Consider the following 21,399-nt stretch of genomic DNA (forward strand, 5'->3'; position numbering starts at 1 on the left):
TCAGGCGGCCAGGCTGAGCCCCCGGTACGGCTGCCGGGGCGCGGTGGCCGGCCGGGCCGGTGCGGGCGTGCGCCGGACCAGTTCGCCGTGCACGCGCGACAGCAGGCCTCCGAGTCCCAGGCCGAGCGCCTCGGCCGCGGCGGCGAGGACCTCCGAGGACGCCTCCTTGCGGCCGCGCTCGATCTCCGACAGGTAGGGCACCGAGATCCGGGCCGCGTCGGCGACGTCCTTGAGCGTGCGCTCCTGCGCCCGCCGCTCGCGGCGCAGCACCTCGCCGACCAGGTCGCGCCAGAGCGGCTCCCTGCGTTTGGGAGCGGGCTCGGCCGCGTCGGGGCGGACGGGCGCCGGTCGGAGGGGGATCACGTGTGCTTCGTCGCTCAGCCGGTCGGTCATTCCGACAGCCTAGGACCGGGGGTGTTCCGGACGGCAAGGCCCGGGCGTTGCGCCCTGAGGGAAACCCCGTGCCGGCCCGTCCGGAAGCGGTGCTTTCCTGCCACTCCCGGCGGCAGGGCGCATGCGGCGCGTCACCGTGGGTACCCGCCGGGTGAGCTGCTCCGCGGGTATGCATGATCCGCGGCGTTCGGGGTACCCGACGGGGCACGCAACCTGCACAGGCTCGGCACGCTGAAGCCGCTGAAGGCAGACGTCGAACCGTGACTTTCGTGGGAGAGGTACATGAACACCGCCGCCGGGATCCGGTCGGAAGCAGAGGTCGCCGAGAGCACCGAGCAGGACACGACGGGCGGGGGGCCACTGCCCGGCATCGCGGACCCGGCGTCCGTCGCCCCGCGGGACGCACGCGAGCTGTCCCGCCAGTTCTTCCGCCGGCTGGCCGAGCTGGAGGAGGGCACGCACGAGTACCAGTACGCGCGCAACACCCTCATCGAGATGAACATGTCGCTGGTGCGGTTCGCGGCCGGACGGTTCCGCGGTCGGGGCGACGACATGGAGGACATCGTCCAGACCGGCATGATCGGCCTGATCAAGGCCATCGACCGCTTCGAACTGTCGCGTGAGGTGGAGTTCACCTCCTTCGCCCTGCCGTACATCGTCGGCGAGATCAAGCGCTTCTTCCGGGACACCACCTGGGCGGTCCACGTGCCGCGCCGGCTGCAGGAACTGCGGGTCGAGCTGGCCAAGGCCCGCGAGGAGCTGTCCAGCCGGCTGGACCGGGACCCGACGGTCGCGGAGCTGGCCACGCTCATGAACCTCACGCCCCGGGAGGTGGTCGAGGCCCAGCTCGCCTCCAACGGCTACAACTCCGCCTCCCTGGACGCGGCGCTCACCGGTGACGGACCCGAGGACGGCGAGGCCGTGCTCGCCGACTTCATCGGCGTCGAGGAGGAGGGGCTGCGGCTCGTCGAGGACTTCCACGCGCTGGCCCCGCTGATGGCGGAGCTCAGCGACCGGGACCGGCAGATCCTGCACATGCGGTTCGTGGAGGAGGCCACCCAGGCGGAGATCGGCGAGCGCCTCGGGTGCTCCCAGATGCACGTCTCCCGCCTCATCAAGCGGATCATCGCCCGCCTGCGCGAGGGGATGCTCGGCGAGCTCGGCTGCGCCTGACAGCGCGGCGGGGGCGCCGGCCCGGCAGGCGGCGTCCGCCGGGCGCTCCTCTCCTGCTCAGCGGCTGAGGTCGAAGCGGGCCCGCACTCGTTTGCCCACGGGCACGCGCTCCACGGTGACCTCCGACGCCAGGGCGTGCACGATCTCCAGACCGTGCCGCCCGACACGCCGGGGGTCCTTCGGATAGCGGCGGGGCACGGCGGTGCTGCTGTCGTACACGGACACGGTGACCGACGCGTCCGTGCCCTCCAGCTCCAGGATGTAGGGGCCGTTGCTGTGCCGGTCGGCGTTGGTCACCAGCTCGCTCACCACCAGCAGCAGCTCGCCGTCGGCACGGCTGTCGGCGGGGGCGCACCATTCCGTCCGCAGCTCCCGGAGGAACTGGGCGGCGAACGCACGTGCCTCGGCGATGCATCCGGATTCGCCGGTGTAGTGCGCCGCGCGCCGCAGCGGCTCCACGGGTACGTCGAAACCAGTCGGTATCACTGCCCCGCCCAGGTGCTCGGTCATGCTGTCTCTCTCGGGAAGCCCAGTCCGGCCGGTGTTGCACCACACCTCGTACCCCAACGCGGGGCCGCCAGTCCACTCGGCGTGTTCGCCGACCGCGCACAGGGACGAGGCTCACCCCGCCGGGGAGGGCAGCCGCGGGGGCCGGTCAGCCCTGGTCCGGGCCGGTGTCCTGCTGCTCGTTCCCCGGCTGCTGCCCGGTGTCCGGCGCCTGCGGGGTCTCCGGCCGGTCCGGGGCGGTCCCGTCGGGCTGCCCCGGTGTCTCCGGTCCGGGCGGAGACGGCTGCGAGGGCTCGGAGGGCTTCGTGGGCTCCGCGGGCTCGGTGGGTTGCGACGGCTCGGACGGCTTCACCGGCTTCGTGGGCTCCGACGGCTTCGAGGGCTCCGACGGCTCGGCGGGCTCGGAAGGCTTCGAAGGCTCCGACGGCTTCGAGGGCTTCGAGGGTTCGGAGGGTTTCGAGGGCTTCGACGGCTCGGCGGGTTCCGAGGGCTTGGCGGGCTTCGAGGGCTTCGAGGGCTTCGAGGGCTTCGAGGGTTCCGCGGGCCCGGACGAGGAGGACGGCCGCGACGACGGCGGGGTCGCCGGCGGCTCGGTCCGGCTCGACGCCGGCGGGCAGGGCTTCGAGCCCGGCGTCCCGGTCGCGCCCGGCTGCGGCGCGCAGTCGGCCGGCGGCCTGGACGGCGGGTTCGCGGGGTGCCACGGGTGCGCGGGCGGCTTCGCGGGCCGGTCGTGGCGGCCGGTGTCGCCGCTGGGGCGGTGGAGCCAGCCGTGATGGCGCGAGTCGTAGATCACGAACACCTCGACGGCCGTCGGGGCGGGCGTCACCCTGACGACGGTCGAGGGCCGGTACGACGCCCAGCGGTCGCCCGTCGTCCTCGGCGCGGTGGACCGGGCCTGCGCCGGGGTGAGCGGATTGCCGCAGGCGCAGCGCACCCGGGGCATGCCGCGGTCGTCCACCAGCACGGCGGTGCCCGCCTGCAGGACGGCCTGGTAGGGGGTGGCGGCCCCGTCCTGGTAGCCGTGGTTGGTGACGCGGGTGTCGGCACGCAACTGCAACGGGGTGAGGGAGCGCAGGTAGGCGGGGACGTCCGAGGGCCGGACGCCGGACACGGAGGCGAACGCCCGGTTCTTCGCGGGGTCGGCCCGCAGGGCCTTGATCTGCTTCTCCACGTCGCAGGCGGAGACGTTCCTGGTGCCGCCGTACAGACCCGGCGCCGCGCCGTCCACGCCCTGCACCACGTTGGCCGCCGTGGACGCCGAGGCGTCGTCCTTCCCCGGCGTGCCGGGCGGCGGTGACGCCGCCGGTGCCACCGCGGTCTCCTTCGCCGTCGACGGCGTGAACGGGTGCGGGCCGGTGCTGCCGGCGGGCTGCAGGAAGATTTCGCCGGCCTTGGCGGATCCGCCGCCCCCCGGCCGGACGAGGACCACCGCGAGGAGCGCGGCGACGACGAGGGCGGCGGCGAGGGCCACCACGCGGGGCGCCGACTTCCACCAGGGTCTGCGCGGGCGCGGCCCCTGCGGTCCGGGGCCGCCGGCCGGGGGCTGCGGGGGCGGTGGCCCCGACGGGGGCGGGGAGGAACCCGACAGGGGGCCCGAGGGAGGCCCGGTGGGGCGGCCGGAGGACGGAGGTTCGACGCTCACGAGGTCCTCTTCCCGTCGCGAGGCGCGGCTTTCTGCGATCGACCCGGTGGAAACCCTGTGTGAGGCGTTCGATTGTGCGTTCAGCCCCATTGTGTGCCGCAGTACGGCCGTGCTCGCAAGCCGGCGCGGACGGCGCACCCGGCGGGCGGGGCGCCCGGCCGCTGCCTAGCGTGGGGAGGGTGAGCCCCCCGACCGTCCCCGCCCGGGCCGGCGCCCGCCACGGCTGGGTGCGGGCCGCCGCCGTGGTGCTGGCGGCGGCGGCCGTGATGGCGCTGCCGGCGGCGCTCGGGCTGTGGGCGGCCGGCGCCGCCGGCCTGCCGGACGGCGCGTACCCGCGGGTGGTGGCCGCCACGGTGGTGGCCGCGGTCGGCGGCAGCGTGGAGGTCTCCGGTGACGCGGGGGTGTTCGCCGGGGCGCGGGCGGGTCCGACCGTGCTGCCGCTGTCGGTGACGCTCGCCGGCGCCCTGGCGCTGGGGGCGGGCTTCCTGCGGCCGCTGCGGCACCGGGCGGTCGTCCCGGCCGGGGAGCTGGCCGGCTGGGCGGCCCGGATCGCGGTGCTGTGGTCGGCGGCGCTGACCGGGCTGGGCCTCGCCGCCCGGCACACCTTCGCCGTGGACGTGGGCAGCGGTGACCTCCGGGACCTGACCGGCCTGTTCGACGCGGCGCCGGAGGCCGGCTTCGCCGCGGACGTGCCGCTGACCGTGCTGTTCGGGCTGCTGTGGCTGGCCGGGGTGCTGCTGCTGGCGCTGCTGGTCGCGCGCGGGGCTCCGCTGCCGGGGCGGCTGCTGCGCCGGCAGGAGTCGGTGCGCCCGGCGGCGCGCGCGATGCTGGAGCTGCTGCTCGCCTACGCCGGCGCGGGCCTCGTCACCGGACTGGTCGCGGCCGCCACCCGCGGGCCCGCCGCCGCGACGTTCGCGCTGATCCTGCTCGGTCTGCCCAATGTGGCCTGGCCGGCGCTGACCCTGAGCACGGGGGCGACCTGGGACGGCCGCCTGGACGGTCCGGCCGGTCTGCCGGTGCCGCACGTCCTGGACGAGCTCCTGCGCTGCCCCGGCGTCTGCGCGGTGAACCTGCGCTCGCTCGCCGGCCACGACGGCTGGATGTGGTGGCTGCCGGTCCCGGCGGTCGTCCTTCTGCTCGCCGTGGCCTTCCGGATGGCGGTGCGGTCGCCGGCCCGCGTCCGGCCCCGGCAGCACGCCCTGCACCTGGCCGTCGCGCTGGCCCTGACGGTGCTGATGATCTGCCTGACGGGCCGTGTGTCCGCGCAGTACGGGCTGTCCGTGCTGGGCATCGGCGACCTGGGCGGCTCTCTGTCCGGGGGGCTGTTCCTGCGGCCGCGGCTGTGGCAGGCGGTGGGACTGGGGGCCGTGTGGGGGCTGGCGGCCGGGTTCCTGGGCGGTCTGCTGGCGGGGCCGGTGCGGCGCAGGGGCCGCGTGGAGCACCCGCCCGCCCCCTGATCCGGACGCGGCTTCTCTACGTCCGGAACACCGGTCCGGCCCAGGGCGGGGGCGGCGGGGCCGCGCCGGGCGCCGTGCGGTCCGGTCGCGTGTCCGTGCGGGCGCTCGCGGGAGCGGCGGTCGCGGCGGCGCGCAGGGCGGCGACGAGGTCGAGGCAGGTGTCGTAGCGGGCGTCGGGGCTTTTCGCGAGGGCCCTGGCGAAGACGCGGTCGAGGCCCGGAGCGAGCCCGGGGCGGGCCGCGCTGGGCGGCGGCGGCTCGTCGTACTGGTGGGCCCACAGCAAAGCCATGTCGTCCTCGCGCTGGAACGGCGGGCGGCCGGTGAGGGTCTCGTACACGACGCAGGAGAGGCCGTAGACGTCGCAGCGGCCGTCGACCGGGCGTCCGGAGATCTGCTCGGGCGCCACGTAGTCGAGGGTGCCGACGAACTGGCCGACGCTGGTGAACCCGGTGAGGGACAGCGACTTCTTGGTGAGTCCGAAGTCGGTGAGGTACACGTGCTCGGGGTGGTCGCGGTCGGTGCCCTCGGCGATCAGGATGTTGCCGGGTTTGACGTCGCGGTGGACCAGGCCGTTGTCGTGGGCGGCGTCCAGCGCGGAGGCCACCTGCGCGGCGATCCGCACGGCGTCCGGCGGCGGCAGCGGTCCGCGCTCGTCGAGGAGGCGGCGCAGGTCGCTGCCGGGGACGTGGCGCATGGCGATGTAGAGCAGCCCGTCGGCCTCGCCGGCCTCGAAGACGGGCACGATGTGCGGGTGGTCGATGGCGGCGGCCACCCGCGACTCGTGGGTGAAGCGCTGCCGGAAGGTGTCGTTGCGGGCCAGTTCGGGGGCGAGCAGCTTGAGGGCGACCGTGCGGCCGAGGCGCAGGTCCCGGGCGCGGTAGACGACGGCCATGCCGCCGCGTCCGATCTCGCTCTCGATCAGGTAGCCCGCCACCTGCCGGCCGGCCGGCTCCGCGGGCGCTCCGGAGAAGAGGCCGGTCCCCGCCATCAGCCCTCGCCCTCGGGTGCGACCAGCCGGGTCGGGGCGTGCCCGGAGTCCGCCGCACCGGTGACCGTGCGGTCGGTGGCATAGGTGTGCAGGCTCCGTCCGTCGCCGTACACCCACCGTCCCTGCTGCGGGTCGTACAGCCACATGGACTCCCCGTCGACGACGACGCCGATCCGCAGGCCCCGGGTGCGGGCCCCGAAGGTCTCGCCGTCCAGGGCGCCGGCCGCCAGCGCCTCCACGGCGGCCCGGTAGTCGCCCAGCGCCCGTTCGGCCTGCGCGAGCAGGGGCCGGGGATCGGCGGCGCCGTCGGGGCCGCCGGCCGCAGGGGGGTCCTCGGGCACGGCGATCAGCCGCCGGCCGTCGACCCAGGCGCCCCAGCCGTTGGCGCAGCGGATGTGCCCCCAGTCGCCGCGCCGCTCCACGAGCTGCACGGGCAGCAGCGGGTCCAGGGGCAGGGTGGGCCGGGCCGGGTCGGGGGCCTCCCAGGCGGGCAGGCCGCGCGGGGGGACGACGTGCGTGGGCCGGAATCCGGGGGCGGTCATGGCACGTCTACTTCCGCATCACGGCCGGCTCGTGCCGGCGCAGCAGCCGGGCCACCGCGAACCCGCAGAGCGCGGACAGCACCAGCAGCATGGCCAGGTCGAGCAGCCAGACCCCGGTCGCGTGCCGCAGCAGCGGGTCGGAGGCCGGCTCGCCGGGCGCGATCCGGGCCAGCCCGACGGTGCCGGCCATGGCGCCGAGCGCCCAGCGGGAGGGGACCAGCCACGACAGCTGCTGGAGCCCGGCGACGCCGTGCAGGGGGAGCAGGGCGCCGCAGAAGACGACCTGGACGATGGCGAGCAGCACCAGCAGCGGCATCGTCACCTCCTCCTTGCGGACCAGCGCGGAGACCACCAGGCCCAGCATCATCGCCGTGAACGCCAGCAGGGCGACGGCGAGGGTGATCTCGGCGAGCGGCGGCAGCAAGACTCCCGTGCCACCGGGTGCGTTCAGGTCGACGCCGAACAGGGCGACCTGGGTGAGGACGACGGCCTGGGCGACCGTGACCGCGCCGAGCACCACCACCTTGGACATCAGGTAGGCGGACCGGGGCAGGCCGACGGCGCGTTCGCGCTGGTGGACGACGCGTTCCTTGACCAGTTCGCGCACCGCGTTGGCGGCGCCGGTGAGCACCGCGCCGACGCACAGGACGAGCAGCACGTCGACGGCGTTGTCCCGGGCGAGGCCGCCGTCGGCGAGGGCGCGGGCCATGGCGCCCATCACGAACGGCAGGGCGATCATGACGATCAGGAAGGTGCGGTCCGCGCTCAGGACGGCGGTGTAGCGGCGGACCAGCGTGCCGAGCTGGGCGCCCCAGCCGCGCGGGCGGGGCGGCGGCGCGGGGGCGACGGGGGCCGGGCCCGGGTGGTGGGGCCGGGAGGTGGCCTCGGCGACGTAGCGGCGGTGCGACGGCGACCTGCGGTACTCGCCGGCCCAGTCCCGGTCCGGGTCGCGGTCGAAGGCCTCGAAGGCCTCCGGCCACTGTGCGAAGCCGAAGAAGGCGAGGGCGTCGCCGGGCGGCCCGTAGTAGGCCACCCTGCCGCCCGGCGCCAGGACGAGGAGCCGGTCGCAGACGCTCAGGCTGAGGACGCTGTGGGTGACCACGATGACCGTGCGGCCGTCGTCGGCGAGGCCGCGCAGCATCTGCATCACCGACCGGTCCATGCCGGGGTCCAGGCCGGAGGTCGGCTCGTCGAGGAAGAGCAGCGAGGGCTTGGTGAGCAGTTCCAGGGCCACGCTGACCCGCTTGCGCTGCCCGCCGGAGAGGCTGTGCACGGGCTGGCCGGCGCGCTGTTCCAGGCCCAGTTCGCGGATGACCTCGTCGACCCGGGCGCACCGCTCCTCGCGGGCGGTGTCCTCGGGGAAGCGCAGCTCGGCGGCGTAGCGGAGGGCGGCGCGGACGGTGAGCTGGGGGTGCAGGATGTCGTCCTGCGGGACGAGGCCGATGCGCTGGCGCAGCTCGGCGTAGGCGCGGTACAGGTCGCGGCCGTCGTACAGCACGGTGCCGCGGTCGGCGGGCCGCTGCCCGGTCAGGGCGCCCAGCAGCGTGGACTTGCCGGCGCCGCTCGGCCCGACCACGGCGAGCAGGCACTTCTCCCCCACCGGGAAGGACACGTGGTCCAGCAGGACCTTGCGGCCGCGGTCGACGGCGACGGTGAGGTCCTGCACGTCGAGGGAGACCTCGCCGGTGTCGACGTACTCCTGGAGCCGGTCGCCGGCCAGGCAGAAGGCGGAGTGCCCGATGCCGATGATGTCGCCGGGGGCGACGGGGGCGCGGGTGACGGGCCGGCCGTTGAGATAGGTGCCGTTGTGGCTGCCGAGGTCGGCGATCTCGTAGGAGCCGTCCGCGAGGGCGCGCAGTTCGGCATGCCGGCGGGAGACGACCAGGTCGCGCAGGACGACGTCGTTGTCGGGGGCCCGGCCGATGCGGGTGGTGCGGGCGGGCAGCGGGCGGACGCTGGAGGGCCGGCGGAAGGCGCCGGTCAGCTCGGGCACGGACACCGCCGGGGGCCGGTCCGGGGCCGGCCGCGGGGGGCGGGCCAGGACGGCGCGGGGTCCGTCGGCGGGGTTGCCGAAGCGGATGACGGTGCCGGGGCTGAGGCCGCACCGCCGGATCCGGCGGCCGTCGGCGTAGGTGCCGTTGGTGCTGTCCTCGTCCGCCAGGGTCCAGTGTCCGTCGTCGCAGCGCAGCACGGCGTGGTGCCAGGAGACCCGCGGGTCGTCGAGGACGATGTCGCTCAGCGGGTCGCGTCCGACGTGGTAGTCGCGGCCCGGGCTCATCACCGTCGGACCCGCGTCGGTCTCCAGGACCAGTTCGGGCGCCGTGGGGGCGACCGGCCGCTCCGCCATGCCCCAGATTCTACCGATTCACCCGTCCACGTGCCGCTTTGTCCGGCTGTTGCCGCCTCCTCGGACGCGTGTCAGGCGACGGGCACGACGAGCGGCGGGACGGTGCGCTGCATCCGCAGGGCGTCGACGGACTCGGCGAGCAGTTCGTACTCCGTGGTGTCGTCACTGGCGGCGATGCGGACCAGCCGGCCGCCCGCCAGCTCCTCGGCCACCAGCTCCTGCCGCACGTCGTCGGCGCACCAGGAGCGCAGCAGGGTGGGGACGTCGGCCACCGTGTCCGCGACCGGCACCAGCGCGCCCGCCGGGAAGACCGGGTCGGCCGGGCTGGGGTCGAGCCGCTCGGCGATCCACGACGCCCGGTCCCGCAGCCACCACAGGGCCAGCGCCAGGGTCGGCGCGCGGTAGGTGCCGAGCGGCACGCCGATGCGCCGGCCGCCGCAGACGCCGTACGCCGTGACATGGCACAGGAATTCGTCGTGCACGTCTCACTCCCCCGTCGCCTCGCTGTCTGCCGGGCCGGCCTCTCGCTCTCCGTGCGGCTCCTGTGCGGTGAAGTGCCCCTGACCTTCGAGTATCGTCACTGCCGAAACAGTGTCACCATGCCTTTCCGGCCAGTCTGTTGGCATATTCGCCGCCCGTTCTGGCCGAAATGAGCCGGGCTGTGCGAAGCCCCTGGCGGAGCCGGGCATGACCTGCGGGGTAATCGACCCCTCCCCGGCCGCTCCGGCAGGGTGGTGCCACCGGATCGGCGAGACCCGCGTCCGGGGACCGACCAGGAAAGACGACCTCGATGGAGGATGCTTCGCCATGTCCGCGCACACCGACCGTCACGCTGCCGCCGCCGCCCGTTACTTCGAGGCCTGGAACGCCGTCGGGCCGGAGGCGGTCCGGAAGGCCGTCGCCGCCGCCTGGGCCGAGGACGGCGGCTACACCGACCCCCTCGCCGACGTCCGCGGGCACGAGCGGATCGCGGCCGTGATCGCGGCGGCCCACGAGCAGTTCCCCGGTTTCGTGTTCCGTCCGCTCGGCGCGGTCGACGGCCACCACGACACCGCGCGTTTCGCCTGGGAGCTGGTGAACGAGGCCGACGGCTCGGCGCCGGTGGCCGGGTTCGACGTGATCACGCTGGACGGGGAGGGCCGCATCCGGCAGGTGCTGGGCTTCCTGGACCGGGTGCCGGCGGCCGCCTGACGGCGCGGCCCGCGACGGGTTCGCCTCCGTCGGGGTTCCGGCGGCGGCAGGGGGCGGGGAGGGCGACCTGCCGTCGCCGGAGCGGCCCCGCCCGGAGGCGTCCCCGCTCTGCCGTCGCCGGAGCGGCCCGCCCGGAGGCGTCCCCGCGGCGCCTTCCGGAGCCTCCCCCCGGCCCTTCCGGAGCTCCGGCGCTTCCCCCGGTCCTCCCCGGACGGGCCGGCGCCGGCCTTACGGGCGGACCAGCGCGTCGATCCGCTTCAGCTCCTCGGCGTCGAAGTCCAGGTTGCGGATCGCGCCGACGCTGTCCTCGATCTGCCGCGGGCTGCTCGCGCCGACCAGGGCGGAGGTGACCCGGCCGCCGCGCAGCACCCAGGCCAGGGCCATCTGCGCCAGGGTCTGGCCGCGGGACCCGGCCATCTCGTTCAGCGCGCGCAGCCGGGCGACCAGATCCTCGGTGACGGCCTCGGAGTTCAGGAAGGGGCTGTCGCCGGCGGCCCGGGAGTCCTCCGGGATGCCGTCGAGGTAGCGGCCGGTCAGCAGGCCCTGCTCCAGCGGGGAGTACACGATCGAGCCGACCTGGAGCTCGTCCAGGGCGTCGAGCAGGCCCTCGTCCTCGGGGCGCCGGTCGAGCATCGAGTAGCGCGGCTGGTGGACGAGGAGCGGGGTGCCGAGGTCGGCGAGGATGCGGGCCGCCTCACGGGTCTGCTCGGCGGAGTAGTTGGAGACGCCGACGTACAGCGCCTTGCCCTGCTGCACCGCCGAGTGCAGCGCGCCCATCGTCTCCTCCAGCGGAGTGTCCGGGTCGGGGCGGTGCGAGTAGAAGATGTCCACGTATTCCAGGCCCATCCGCGCCAGGCTTCGGTCGAGCGAGGACAGCAGGTACTTGCGCGAGCCCCACTCGCCGTACGGGCCGGGCCACATCAGATAGCCGGCCTTGGTGGAGATCACCAGCTCGTCGCGGTACCGCGCGAAGTCGGCCTTGAGGGCCTCGCCGAGCGCGGACTCGGCGGCGCCGGGCGGCGGGCCGTAGTTGTTGGCCAGGTCGAAGTGGGTGACGCCCAGGTCGAAGGCGCGGCGCAGGATGGCGCGCTGGGTCTCGGCGGGCCGGTCGGGCCCGAAGTTGTGCCACAGGCCGAGCGACAGTGCGGGGAGCTTGAGGCCGCTGCGGCCGGTGCGCCGGTAGGGCATGTCGGCGTAACGGTCGGGGTGTGCGGTGTACAACGCGACTCCAGAGGGGTGGGCACATGATCTACCGGTTCCACTCTCACCCGGACGGCGTACAGCAGTCCAACAGGTGAATCCGATGGGATTCAGCGACTAGGCTGCTCAATCATGGAACTGCGCCACCTCCAGCACTTCGTCGCGGTCGCCGAGGACCAGCACTTCACCCGGGCCGCCGAACGCCTGATGGTGTCCCAGTCGGGTCTGTCGGCGTCCATCCGGGCGCTGGAGCGGGAGTTGCGGGCACCGCTGTTCGTGCGCACCACCCGCCGGGTGACGCTCACCGAGGCGGGGCGCGCGCTGCTGACGGAGGCCGAGCGGATCCTCGCCCAGGTGCGGGCGGCGCACGAGGCGGTGGCGGCGGTGCAGGGCGTGCTGCGCGGCACTCTGGCGCTGGGCACCGAGCAGTGCATCGCCGGGGTGCACGTGGCCCGGCTGCTGGCCGCCTTCCGGGGGCGGCACCCGGACGTGGAGATCCGGCTGCGGCAGGCCGGCTCGGGGGAGCTCGCCGAGGAGGTCGCCGCGGGACGGCTCGACCTCGCCTTCGCCTACCGCACCCAGGCGGACAGCGATCAGCTGCGCTCGGTGCCGCTGACCAGCGAGCCGATGACGGTGCTGTGCCATCCCAGCCACCGCCTCGCCTCGGCCGCGGCCGTGCTCGGCCCGGACGACCTCGCCGGTGAGGTCTTCGTCGACTTCCACCCGGACTGGGGCCCGCGCCGCAGCACCGACGCCGCGTTCGACGCGGCCGGCGTCCGGCGCACGGTCGCGCTGGAGGTCAACGACGTGCACAGTCTGCTGGACCTGGTGGACGAGAACCTCGGCATCGCGGTCGTCCCCCGGCACTTCCGGCACAAGCGGCCGGCGCTCACGGCGCTCCCGCTGAAGGGCACGGGCGAGGCGCCGTACGAGACCGTCGCGCTGCTGCCCCCGGAGCGGTCCACCAGCCCGGCCGCCCGGGCGCTGGTCGCCCTCCTGGAGGCGGACGGCCCGGCGCCGCCGCGGCACGGGTCCCGGTCCTCCTGACACGGCCGGCCGTCACGGATTCCTGGTTCCGGGCGCGTGAGCGGCGGCGGTTTGCGATGGTGGACGGTATGCACGCGAAGGACGTCCTCATCGACGGTTACGGCCGCATCCGGGAAGAAGTCCACGCCGTCCTCGACGGTCTCGGCCCGGACGCTCTGCACCACCGCCCGGCCCCCGGCGCCAACTCCGTCGCCTGGCTGGTCTGGCACCTGACCCGAGTCCAGGACGATCACGTCGCCGACGCCTTCGACCTCGACCAGGTGTGGCTCTCCCAGGGCTGGGAGAAGCGTTTCGGCCTTGGTCTGCCACGGCACGACACCGGCTACGGGCACACCCCCGCCAAGGTCGCCAAGGTGCGCGTCACCTCGGCGGACCTGCTGACCGGCTACTACGACGCGGTGCACGAGCAGACGCTGGGCGCCCTGCGCTCCCTGACCGCCAAGGACCTGGAACGGGTCGTGGACGAGCGCTGGGACCCCCCGGTCACGCTGGGGGTGCGCCTGGTGAGCGTCCTGTCCGACGACCTCCAGCACGTCGGACAGGCCGCCTACCTCAGGGGGCTGTGTCAGAGCACGGCCGCGTAGCCCGGCAGCACCACGTCCTCGATGAGGGCCTTGCGCTCGTCGAACGGGATGAACGCGCTCTTGACGGCGTTCACGGTGACCGTGCGCAGGTCCTGGGCGGTCCAGCCCGCCTGCTCGACCAGCAGGGACATCTCACGGGTCATCGTCGTGCCCGAGACCAGGCGGTTGTCGGTGTTCAGGGTGACCCGGAAGCCGAGGTCCTTCAGTGCGGTGATCGGGTGCTCGGCGATCGAGGCGGCGCAGCCGGTCTGAATGTTGGAGGTGGGGCACATCTCCAGGGCGATACGGCGGTCGCGCACCCAGGAGGCCAGACGGCCGAGCTTGCCGGCCGCCAGGTCGGGGATGTCCTCGGTCAGGCGCACGCCGTGGCCGATGCGCTGGGCCCCGCACACCTGGACGGCCTGGTGGATGCTGGGCAGGCCGTGCGCCTCGCCGGCGTGGATGGTGAAGGGCACGTTCTCGCGGCGCAGGTGCTCGAAGGCGGCGAGGTGGTCGGCGGGCGGGAAGCCGTCCTCGGCGCCGGCGATGTCGAAGCCGACGACGCCGGCGTCGCGGTAGGCGACGGCCAGGTCGGCGGCCTCGCGGACGCGGTCGAACATGCGCATGCCGCACAGCAGGGTGCCGACGCGGACCGGGGTGCCGGCCGCCGCGGCCTTGGCCATGCCGGCCGCCAGGCCCTCCTGGACGCTCTCCACGACCTCGCTCATCGTCAGCCCGCCGGCGGTGTTCAGCTCGGGGGCGTAGCGGACCTCGGCGTAGACGACGCCGTCGGCGGCCAGGTCGAGGACGTACTCCTCGGCGGTGCGCAGCAGGCCCTCGCGGGTCTGCATGACGGCGAGGGTGTGCTCGAAGGTGGCTATGTAGCGGACCAGGTCGCCGGAGCCGGCGGCCTCGACGTACCAGGCGGCCAGCTCGTCGGGGTCGGTGGTGGGCAGCGTGTGGCCGACCGCGGCCGCGAGTTCGACGACGGTGGCGGGACGCAGGCCGCCGTCGAGGTGGTCGTGCAGGACGGCCTTGGGGAGCCGGCGGAGGGTCTCGGTGTCGAGCGGGGACGCGGTCATGGCAGGGCTTTCCTCTGCGGGTGGTTCGGCGGGTCGTGCGGTGGGTGGTGCGGTGGGTGGTCCGGCGGGCCGTGCGGTGGCGCCCGGAGGGTCAGGCGGCGGGCTGGAGCAGGTCCCAGCGGTTGCCGTACAGGTCCTGGAAGACCGCGACCGTGCCGTACGGCTCGTGGCGCGGCTCCTCCAGGAAGGTCACACCGGCGGCGGTCATCCGGGCGTGGTCGCGGGCGAAGTCGTCGGTGTGCAGGAAGAACCCGACGCGGCCGCCGGTCTGGTCGCCGATCCGGGCCCGCTGCTCGGCGTCCCGGGCGCGGGCCAGGAGCAGTCCGGTGCCGGGCGCGTCGCCGCCGGGCTCCACGACGACCCAGCGCGAGCCGTCGGGGCGCGGGGCGTCCTCGGCGAGGCGGAACCCGAGGGCCCCGGTGTAGAAGCGGATGGCCTCGTCGTAGTCGTCGACGACGAGGGTGACCAGTGCGAGGCGGCGCATCGTGACCTTTCCGGCGAGGGTGGTTAGCCGGTGAGGTTATACGTAAAACTCGCGGGATGCCAGTCACGGTCTACGCGCGTCACGGCAGCGGCCGCGCGGGACGGGCACCGGCCGCGACGGGGGGGGCGGCGGTCAGGCGGGCCGGGACAGGCGGCCGGAATCCCCGGGGTCACGGTCCGGTTCCCCGGCGGCGGTGACGACCGAGGCGGCCGGATCCGGCGGCACGTGCCGGCCGCCCGGTCGGCGCGACGGCGAAGGCGCCGAGGGCCGCGTTCCCGGCGAGGCCGGTGTCCGCCGGGGAGGGGCCGGGCGCGGCGGCCGCGCCTCCGCACCCGGCGCGGCGGACGGCCTCGGCGCCCGGTGCCCCGCCCGTCGGTGCCGGTCCGCCGTCAGTGCTGGTCGACGAAGGGCCGTACCTCGATGGGCAGGGTGGTCGCCAGAGCGGCCTTGCGGCCCCACGCCAGCGCCTCGTCACGGTCGGCGGCCCGGATGAGGCAGAGTCCGCCCAGGTACTCGCCGCCCTCCGCGTAGGGGCCCTCGGTGACGAGCACGTCGCCGTCCCGGGGGCGGAGCACGGTCGCGGTCTCCGGGCCGTGCAGTCCGCCCGCGAACACCCAGGCGCCGGCGGCGCGCAGTTCGTCGTTGAAGGCCTCGACGTTGCGCATGATCCCGGCGAGGGCTTCCGGGCCGGGCGGCGTGCCGCCGGCCGGCTGGACCACGCTGAGCAGGTAGTGCTGCATGACGTCCTCCAAGGCGTCGGACCCGTGTGGGGCGCTTCGTCCCCTCCTACACGAGCCCGGGGGCCCCGGATCGACACCGCGCGCCGCGCCCGCGGAAAAAACCTCCGGAAGCGACGCGGGGGGGCGAGCCGGCGGGGCCGGGCGCCGCGGCGGCCGCGTCCGTGGCGGCGCAGGCCGCTCAGCCCGCGAACGGCACCTCCGCCGAGACGGCGTCCCGCCTGCCGTCGGGGTGCGCCCACAGCCCGCGCGCGGCGAGCCGGGGCAGTACGCCCTCGCCGAACCAGTACGCCTCCTCCAGGTGCGGATAGCCGGAGAGGACGAACTCGTCGACGCCCAGGGCGTGGTACTCCCCGATGCGCTCGGCGACCTCGTCGTGGCTGCCGACCAGGGCGGTGCCGGCGCCGCCGCGGACCAGTCCGATGCCGGCCCACAGGTTGGGGTGGATCTCCAGCCCCTCCCGGCTGCCGCCGTGCAGGGCGAGCATGCGCCGCTGGCCCTCCGACTCGCTGCGGGCGAGGCCCTCCTGGACGGCTCGCACGGTGGCCGGGTCGAAGCCGTCGAGCAGCCGCTCCGCCTCCGCCCAGGCCTGCGCCGAGGTGTCCCGCGTGATGACGTGCAGCCGCACCCCGAAGCGGAGGGCACGGCCGTGCTCCGCGGCCGTCTTCCGGATCCAGCCGGTCTTCTCCGCGACCTGGGCGGGCGGTTCCCCCCAGGTGAGGTACACGTCGGCGTAGCGGGCCGCGACCTGTGCGGCGGCGGGCGAAGAACCGCCGAAGTACACCTCGGGCACCGGATCGGGCAGCCGGCCGAGCCGGGCCTGCTCCACCCGCAGGTGCTCCCCGCGCAGGTCGACGGTCCTGCCCTGCCACAGGTCCCGCACGATGTGCAGGAACTCACCGGTACGGCGGTACCGGGCGTCCTTGTCGAGGAAGTCGCCGTAGGCCCGCTGCTCGTGGCTCTCACCGCCGGTGACCACGTTGAGCAGCAGCCGTCCGCCGGTCTGCCGCTGGAAGGTGGAGGCCATCTGGGCGGCGAGCGTCGGCGAGACGAAGCCGGGCCGGAAGGCGACGAGGAACTTCAGCCGCTCGGTGTGCTGGCTGACCATGGCGGTGGTGAGCCACGCGTCCTCGCACCAGGCGCCGGTCGGCGTCAGCACGCCGGCGAAGCCCAGATCCTCGGCGGCCCGGGCGATCTGGCTCAGATAGGCGACCGTGGGCGGCCGGTCCCGTCCGGAGGCCGTCGCCGGGGTGCCGTGGCCGCCGCCGACGACGTGGCGGCTGTCCCCGTTGGTGGGCAGGAACCAGTGGAAGGTGAGGGGCACGAGGGGTCTCCGATCAGAGCAGGCCGTGCCGGGGCGGCCGGGTGCCGTCGAGCACGTACCGGCCGATGTGCTGGATCTTCCAGCGGACCGGGTCGTGCAGGGTGTGCGTGCGGGCGTCCCGCCAGTGCCGGTGCAGGTTCAGCGAGTCGAGGGCCGACCGGGTGCCGGCCACCTCGAAGAGGGCGCCGGCCACCTCCACGGCGGCCTGCGCGGCCTCCGCTCTGGCGGCGGCGACCGCGATGGACGCCTCGGCCGCCGAGTCGTCCGTGAGGCGGTCGCGGGCCGCGTCGACCGTGCGTGCCGCCTCGCGCAGCAGCGCCTGGGCCGCCCGCACCCGCAGGCCGAGTTCGCCGAAGCGCTGCACGAGCAGCGGGTCGCCGCCGGCGGTCTCGGCCCCGCTCTCGAACCAGGGGCGGCTCCGGGTGCGCACGAACCGCGCCGCCTCCGTGAGCGCTCCGCCGGCGATGCCGGTGTCGATGGCCGCGTGCAGCAACTGGGCCACCGCTCCGTGCAGTTGCGGTCCCTCGAAGGTGAGGTGGTGGGGCAGCACCCGGTCCGCGGGCACCGGGACGCCGTCCAGCCGGACCGTGCCGCTGGCCGTCGTGCGCTGGCCCATGCCGTCCCAGTCGTCGATGACGGTGAGGCCGGGGGCGCCGCGGGGCACGTAGGCGACGTGCAGCTTGTCGTCCTCGGCGCGGGCCAGGACCGGGATCCAGTCGGCGAACAGGGCCCCGGTGCTGTAGTGCTTGACCCCGGTGAGCGTGTACGACCCGTCCGGCCGGGGTTCCAGGCGGGTGCGGATGTCCTGGACGTGCCGGGTGCCTGCCTCGGACTGGGCGTTGCCGAAGCGGCGGCCCGCGAGCACTTCCGCGAAGAAGAACTTCCGCTGCTCGTCCGTCCCCTGACGGCGGATCACATTGACGTACACGAAGTGGCTCTGCGGGATCTGGGCGATGCTGCCGTCGGCGGAGCCGAGCAGCCGGAAGATCTCCGCGAGGGTCTGTGCGCCGACGTCCGCGCCGCCGTGCCCGGCGGGCACGGTGACGGCGAGCAGCCCGGACGCGGAGAGGCGGTCGAGTTCGGCGCGCGGGAGCCGTCGTTCGGCGTCCCGCTCGGCGGCCCCGGAACGGAACTCGTCGGCCATGGCCCCGGCGACGGCGAGGGCCTCCGCGTCGTCGGCGATGACGTGGGCGGTCACGGCGGTCAGCTCGCCGCCGCCAGCACCGGGGCGCGGTGCAGGGCGGCCGCGAACTGGTCCACCACCCGGCCGAGCGCCTCCGCGGTGGCGGGCGGAAGGACCGTCGAGCCGTCCTCGGCGACGGTGATGTCCTTGTCGAGGGTGAACCAGCCCTGGACGACATGCGCGGCGCCCATGGAGCTGAGCACCGGGCGCAGGGCGTAGTCGATGGCGAGGACATGGGCCGTCGAGCCGCCGGTGGCCAGCGGCAGCACGGTCTTGCCGGTGAGCGCGTACTGCGGGAGCAGGTCCAGCAGCGCCTTGAGCACGCCCGAGTACGACGCCTTGTAGACGGGGGTGCCGACCACGACGCCGTCGGCGCGGGCGAACAACTCGCCGGCCTCGACGACGGCGGGGTGGCGGAGGTCCGCGCCGAGCAGGGCCTCGGCGGGCACGGTGCGGACGTCGAGCGGGATCACCTCGTGGCCCCGGGCGATGAGCCGCTGGTCCAGGTGGCGCAGCAGCAGGCCGGTGCGCGAGGAGGCGGAGGGACTGCCGGAGACGGACAGGACGGTGGCCATGGGTGCCTCTTCTCTGGGTGCGCCGGGCGCCCGTCCGCGAAGAGGCGCCCGGCAGAGGGTCGGTCAGGAGTACCAGGTGGGTTCGGGCAGTTCGCCCTCGAGGACCCAGCGGCCGACCTCGCGGCGCTTGTAGGCGACCGGGTCGTGCAGGGTGTGCGTGCGCACGTTCCGCCAGAAGCGGTCGAGTCCCTCGGCGGTGGCGGTGGAGCGGGCGCCGGTGACCTCGAAGATCCGGTTGGTGATCTCCAGGGCGACGTCCGTGGCGCGGGCCTTGACCGCGGCGACGCGGACCTCGAACTCGCCGCGGGCCCGCTCGGTGACCGCGTCGGGGTCCTCGTGCAGCCTCTGGCCCTCGGCGGCGACCGCGTCGGCGAGTGCCTCGACCGCCCACAGCTTGGCGGTGAGGTCGCCGTAGGCGTCGATGACGTACGGCTCGTCCACCGCGCGCTCGTGGCCGCCGTGCAGCCAGGGACGGGCCCTGGTGCGGGTGTAGGCGGCGGCCGTCTCCAGCGCGCCGGCGGCGATGCCGAGGTAGAGGCTGACGAAGACCAGCTGGATGGTGGGCACGTTGAGGGTGTTGTAGACCCGCGGCTGGAACTGCTTGTCCACGTAGCCTGCCGCCGAGGACCAGGGGGTGCGGACACCGTCGAGGGTGACGCTGCCGCTCTCCGTGAGCCGCTGGCCGATGTTGTCCCAGTCGTCGTGGAAGGTCAGGCCCGCGGTGTCGGAGGGCACGATGGCGAAGACATGCCGGTCGGTGCCGTCGAAGACGCCCTCCAGGACGGTGACGTCGGAGACCTTGCTGCCGGTGGAGAAGGACTTGCGGCCGGTGAAGACCAGGTCGTCGCCGTCCTCGGTGACGATCACGTCCTTGTCGCGCGGGTTGACGGCTCCGCCGAAGAACCAGCGGCCCCGGGTGGCCTCGGCCTCGACCTGTTCCCACTGCGCGCGGGTGCCGACCAGGCGGGCGGCCCAGAACCACAGGTAGTGGTAGCCGAGGAGCTGGCCGATCGACCCGTCGGCCTTGGCGATCTCACGGACGACCCGGTAGGCGGTCGGCCAGTCCTGGCCCCCGCCGCCGTGCCCGGCCGGGCCGAGCAGGGTGACGAGGCCGGCGTCCTTGAGCAGCCGGACCTCGGCGTACGGAGTGGCGCCGGCCCGGTCACGGGCGGCGGCGTCGGTGGCGAGGACGGCGGCCACCTCGGTGGCGCGGGCGATCCAGTCCTGGGCGGTCTGCGGGGCGGGGCGAGTGGTGAAGTCGGTCTGCGGGACGGTGCTCATGCCGGGTGACCTCTTTCGCGGTGCGGTGCGGTGCGGCGGGGCGCGGTGGGCGGGTGGTCAGGCGTGCGCGGGCACGGCCTCGGACGTGGCGTCCGGTCCCGGCTCCTGCGCCTCCAGCTCGCGTACGAGCGGCAGCACGCGCCGGCCGAAGTACTCGACCTCCTCCTGGTAGTGCAGGAAGCCGAGCAGGAGGAGGTCGACGCCGAGCCGCTTGTAGGCGACGATGCGCTCGGCGATCTGCTCCGGGGTGCCGATGAGACCGGTGCGGAAGCCGTCGTTGTACTGCACCAGGTCCTCGAAGGCGGAGTCCTGCCACATGCCCTTGCCGTCGGCCGTCGACCGGCCGGCCTGCCGCACGGCCGCGCCGAATCCCTCGACCGCCTCGGTGTCGGCCTTGGCGACGATCTCGCGCAGCGTCCCGCGGGCCTCCGCCTCGGTGTCGCGGGCGATGAGGAAGCCGTTGAGGCCGAACCTCGGTGCCGTGCGGCCGGCTCGGGCGGCGGACCGGCGGACGTCCTCGATCTGCTCGGCGACCCCGTCGGGGTCCCTGCCGTTGGAGAGGTACCAGTCGGAGACCCGGCCGGCCATCCGCCGGGCGGCGGTGGAGTTGCCGCCCTGGAAGATCTCCGGGTGCGGCCTACCGGGGGTGCTCAGGGGTTTGGGTTTGAGGGTGAAGTCACGCAGCCGGTAGAAGTCCCCGGCGAGTTCGGCGTGGTCCTCGGTCCAGACGCGCCGAAGGGCGGTGATGAACTCCTCGGAGCGGCGGTAGCGTTCGTCGTGCTCCAGCCAGGGTTCGCCCAGGGCGGTGAACTCGCCCTTGAACCAGCCGGAGACGACGTTCACGGCGAAGCGGCCGTTCGACAGGTGGTCGGCGGTGGCGCCGAGCTTGGCGAGGACACCGGGGTGCCACAGGCCGGGGTGGACGGCGGCGATGACCTTCAGCCGCTCGGTGGCGAGCAGCAGGGCGAGGCTGAAGCTGGTGGACTCGTGCTGGTACTCGGCGCCGTAGCTGGCCGTGTACCGGACCTGGCTGAGGGCGTACTCGAAGCCGTTGTTCTCAGCGAGGACGGCGAGCCGGCGGTTGTAGTCGTAACCCCAGTCGGTGCGCTGTTCGATCGTGCTGGTGACGAGTCCCCCGCTGACGTTGGGAACCCAGTAGGCGAATTTCAGGGGAGCTGCGGGCATGCGGAACTCCTGTCGCGGATCTCAGGATGCCGACCCCCGGGCGCACCGCACTCCGCGCCTGCGAAGACGGAGGTCATGCAGGCGGTGCGGGCGGGAAAGGGCGCGGCGGATCGTGCGGGACGTCGGCGATCAGGCCGCGGCACGACAGGAGGCGCTGGAGACGCGGGCGAGGTCGACATGGCGTCGCCGCGTGAGGTCCAGTCGCATCGTCATGCCGTCGATCGTGGCAGCGGCCGGTGGCGCCGTCAAGGAGAAGGCGGCCGGTCCCGTGTCGCGGACCAGTGATTTCACGAGCGTGTGACAGGAGAACCCCCCGAGCCGGCGCCGGCGGTGCGCGCATCGCGCGGCGGTGCGGACCGAACGGCTGGAACACGCCGGGGCCGTGACCCGGCTCGGCATGTCGCGCCGGGCGGCCGATGGGCCGGGCCGCCACCGGCCGGTGAGCGACAGCGTGCGGACCGCGGAGCGGCGGTCATCCGCCCGTCCGGCGAGCCGGGT

At 74.6% G+C, this 21,399-nt stretch carries 20 protein-coding genes and 1 pseudogene; 5 read left to right on the forward strand and 16 right to left on the reverse strand.

The annotated features are described in order from the left end of the window. Complete coding sequence (locus ABZ261_RS18190; protein WP_356860250.1) at window positions 1-393, reverse strand: helix-turn-helix transcriptional regulator; 393 nt, start codon at window positions 391-393, stop codon at window positions 1-3. Between the two features lie 282 nt (window positions 394-675). Here ABZ261_RS18190 and ABZ261_RS18195 point away from each other — a divergent pair, with 282 nt between their 5' ends. Beyond that, a complete protein-coding gene (locus ABZ261_RS18195) occupies window positions 676-1,566 on the forward strand; it encodes an RNA polymerase sigma factor SigF (RefSeq protein ID WP_356860252.1) in 891 nt (296 codons plus the stop codon). Window positions 1,567-1,623: 57 nt separating this feature from the next. On the opposite strand, the gene ABZ261_RS18200 is transcribed toward ABZ261_RS18195, so the two are convergent. Next, window positions 1,624-2,076, reverse strand: a complete 453-nt coding sequence (locus ABZ261_RS18200) for an ATP-binding protein (RefSeq protein WP_356860254.1) — start codon at window positions 2,074-2,076, stop codon at window positions 1,624-1,626. 526 nt (window positions 2,077-2,602) lie between these two features. After that, window positions 2,603-3,715 (reverse strand): annotated as a pseudogene (locus ABZ261_RS18205) (DUF6777 domain-containing protein); the annotation flags it as partial. A gap of 179 nt (window positions 3,716-3,894) precedes the next feature. Here ABZ261_RS18205 and ABZ261_RS18210 point away from each other — a divergent pair. After that, complete coding sequence (locus tag ABZ261_RS18210) at window positions 3,895-5,172, forward strand: streptophobe family protein (RefSeq protein ID WP_356860256.1); 1,278 nt, start codon at window positions 3,895-3,897, stop codon at window positions 5,170-5,172. Between the two features lie 16 nt (window positions 5,173-5,188). Here the strand turns inward: ABZ261_RS18210 and ABZ261_RS18215 are convergent, their stop codons facing one another. The 4 genes from ABZ261_RS18215 to ABZ261_RS18230 all read right to left on the reverse strand — a co-directional run bounded on the left by ABZ261_RS18215 (window position 5,189) and on the right by ABZ261_RS18230 (window position 9,531). Beyond that, window positions 5,189-6,160 carry a serine/threonine-protein kinase gene (locus ABZ261_RS18215; RefSeq protein WP_356860258.1) on the reverse strand — a complete coding sequence of 324 codons (972 nt, stop codon included), beginning with the start codon at window positions 6,158-6,160 and terminating at the stop codon, window positions 5,189-5,191. Beyond that, window positions 6,160-6,702, reverse strand: coding sequence for a hypothetical protein (locus tag ABZ261_RS18220; protein WP_356860260.1), 543 nt, complete (start codon window positions 6,700-6,702; stop codon window positions 6,160-6,162). The genes ABZ261_RS18215 and ABZ261_RS18220 overlap by 1 nt, the downstream gene beginning before the upstream one ends. A 7-nt stretch (window positions 6,703-6,709) precedes the next feature. Continuing rightward, window positions 6,710-9,049, reverse strand: a complete 2,340-nt coding sequence (locus ABZ261_RS18225) for an FHA domain-containing protein (RefSeq protein WP_356860262.1) — start codon at window positions 9,047-9,049, stop codon at window positions 6,710-6,712. A 71-nt stretch (window positions 9,050-9,120) separates the two neighbouring features. Continuing rightward, a complete protein-coding gene (locus ABZ261_RS18230; RefSeq protein ID WP_356860264.1) occupies window positions 9,121-9,531 on the reverse strand; it encodes a hypothetical protein in 411 nt (136 codons plus the stop codon). 325 nt (window positions 9,532-9,856) lie between these two features. Between ABZ261_RS18230 and ABZ261_RS18235 the strand changes: the two genes are divergently transcribed. Then, window positions 9,857-10,240 carry a nuclear transport factor 2 family protein gene (locus ABZ261_RS18235; RefSeq protein ID WP_356860266.1) on the forward strand — a complete coding sequence of 128 codons (384 nt, stop codon included), beginning with the start codon at window positions 9,857-9,859 and terminating at the stop codon, window positions 10,238-10,240. Window positions 10,241-10,468: 228 nt separating this feature from the next. Here ABZ261_RS18235 and mgrA read toward each other — a convergent pair whose 3' ends face one another. Beyond that, window positions 10,469-11,461: an L-glyceraldehyde 3-phosphate reductase gene (mgrA, locus tag ABZ261_RS18240; protein ID WP_356860268.1), complete on the reverse strand. Its 993-nt coding sequence runs from the start codon at window positions 11,459-11,461 to the stop codon at window positions 10,469-10,471. Window positions 11,462-11,572: 111 nt separating this feature from the next. On the opposite strand from mgrA, the gene ABZ261_RS18245 reads away from it, so the two are divergent. Both ABZ261_RS18245 and ABZ261_RS18250 read left to right on the forward strand, forming a co-directional pair. Next, window positions 11,573-12,487 (forward strand): LysR substrate-binding domain-containing protein, encoded by a 915-nt coding sequence (locus ABZ261_RS18245; RefSeq protein ID WP_356860270.1) that lies wholly within the window; start codon window positions 11,573-11,575, stop codon window positions 12,485-12,487. A 68-nt stretch (window positions 12,488-12,555) separates the two neighbouring features. Further along, the gene (locus tag ABZ261_RS18250; RefSeq protein WP_356860272.1) at window positions 12,556-13,071 is read left to right on the forward strand and encodes a DUF664 domain-containing protein; all 516 of its coding nucleotides are present in this window, start codon (window positions 12,556-12,558) and stop codon (window positions 13,069-13,071) included. Here the strand turns inward: ABZ261_RS18250 and ABZ261_RS18255 are convergent. The 8 genes from ABZ261_RS18255 to sfnG form a co-directional block, all read right to left on the reverse strand. After that, window positions 13,053-14,132 (reverse strand): adenosine deaminase, encoded by a 1,080-nt coding sequence (locus ABZ261_RS18255; protein ID WP_356860274.1) that lies wholly within the window; start codon window positions 14,130-14,132, stop codon window positions 13,053-13,055. The two genes, ABZ261_RS18250 and ABZ261_RS18255, sit on opposite strands and share 19 nt — an antisense overlap. Before the next feature lie 91 nt (window positions 14,133-14,223). Beyond that, the gene (locus ABZ261_RS18260) at window positions 14,224-14,616 is read right to left on the reverse strand and encodes a VOC family protein (RefSeq protein ID WP_356860276.1); all 393 of its coding nucleotides are present in this window, start codon (window positions 14,614-14,616) and stop codon (window positions 14,224-14,226) included. A gap of 389 nt (window positions 14,617-15,005) precedes the next feature. Further along, entirely contained in the window at window positions 15,006-15,356 is a 351-nt protein-coding gene (locus tag ABZ261_RS18265; protein WP_356860278.1) for a YciI family protein, read from the reverse strand. Between the two features lie 178 nt (window positions 15,357-15,534). Further along, on the reverse strand, window positions 15,535-16,677 hold the full coding sequence (locus tag ABZ261_RS18270) for an LLM class flavin-dependent oxidoreductase (RefSeq protein WP_356860280.1): 1,143 nt from the start codon (window positions 16,675-16,677) through the stop codon (window positions 15,535-15,537). Between the two features lie 13 nt (window positions 16,678-16,690). Beyond that, on the reverse strand, window positions 16,691-17,875 hold the full coding sequence (locus ABZ261_RS18275) for an SfnB family sulfur acquisition oxidoreductase (RefSeq protein ID WP_356860282.1): 1,185 nt from the start codon (window positions 17,873-17,875) through the stop codon (window positions 16,691-16,693). A 5-nt stretch (window positions 17,876-17,880) separates the two neighbouring features. Continuing rightward, the gene (gene ssuE / locus ABZ261_RS18280; protein ID WP_356860284.1) at window positions 17,881-18,435 is read right to left on the reverse strand and encodes an NADPH-dependent FMN reductase; all 555 of its coding nucleotides are present in this window, start codon (window positions 18,433-18,435) and stop codon (window positions 17,881-17,883) included. Window positions 18,436-18,498: 63 nt separating this feature from the next. Beyond that, window positions 18,499-19,716, reverse strand: a complete 1,218-nt coding sequence (locus ABZ261_RS18285; protein ID WP_356860286.1) for an acyl-CoA dehydrogenase family protein — start codon at window positions 19,714-19,716, stop codon at window positions 18,499-18,501. A 57-nt stretch (window positions 19,717-19,773) separates the two neighbouring features. Then, on the reverse strand, window positions 19,774-20,901 hold the full coding sequence (gene sfnG, locus ABZ261_RS18290; RefSeq protein WP_356860288.1) for a dimethylsulfone monooxygenase SfnG: 1,128 nt from the start codon (window positions 20,899-20,901) through the stop codon (window positions 19,774-19,776). Window positions 20,902-21,399: the final 498 nt, after the last annotated feature.

This window comes from Streptomyces sp. NPDC006193 (assembly GCF_040613915.1).
Taxonomy (GTDB): domain Bacteria; phylum Actinomycetota; class Actinomycetes; order Streptomycetales; family Streptomycetaceae; genus Streptomyces.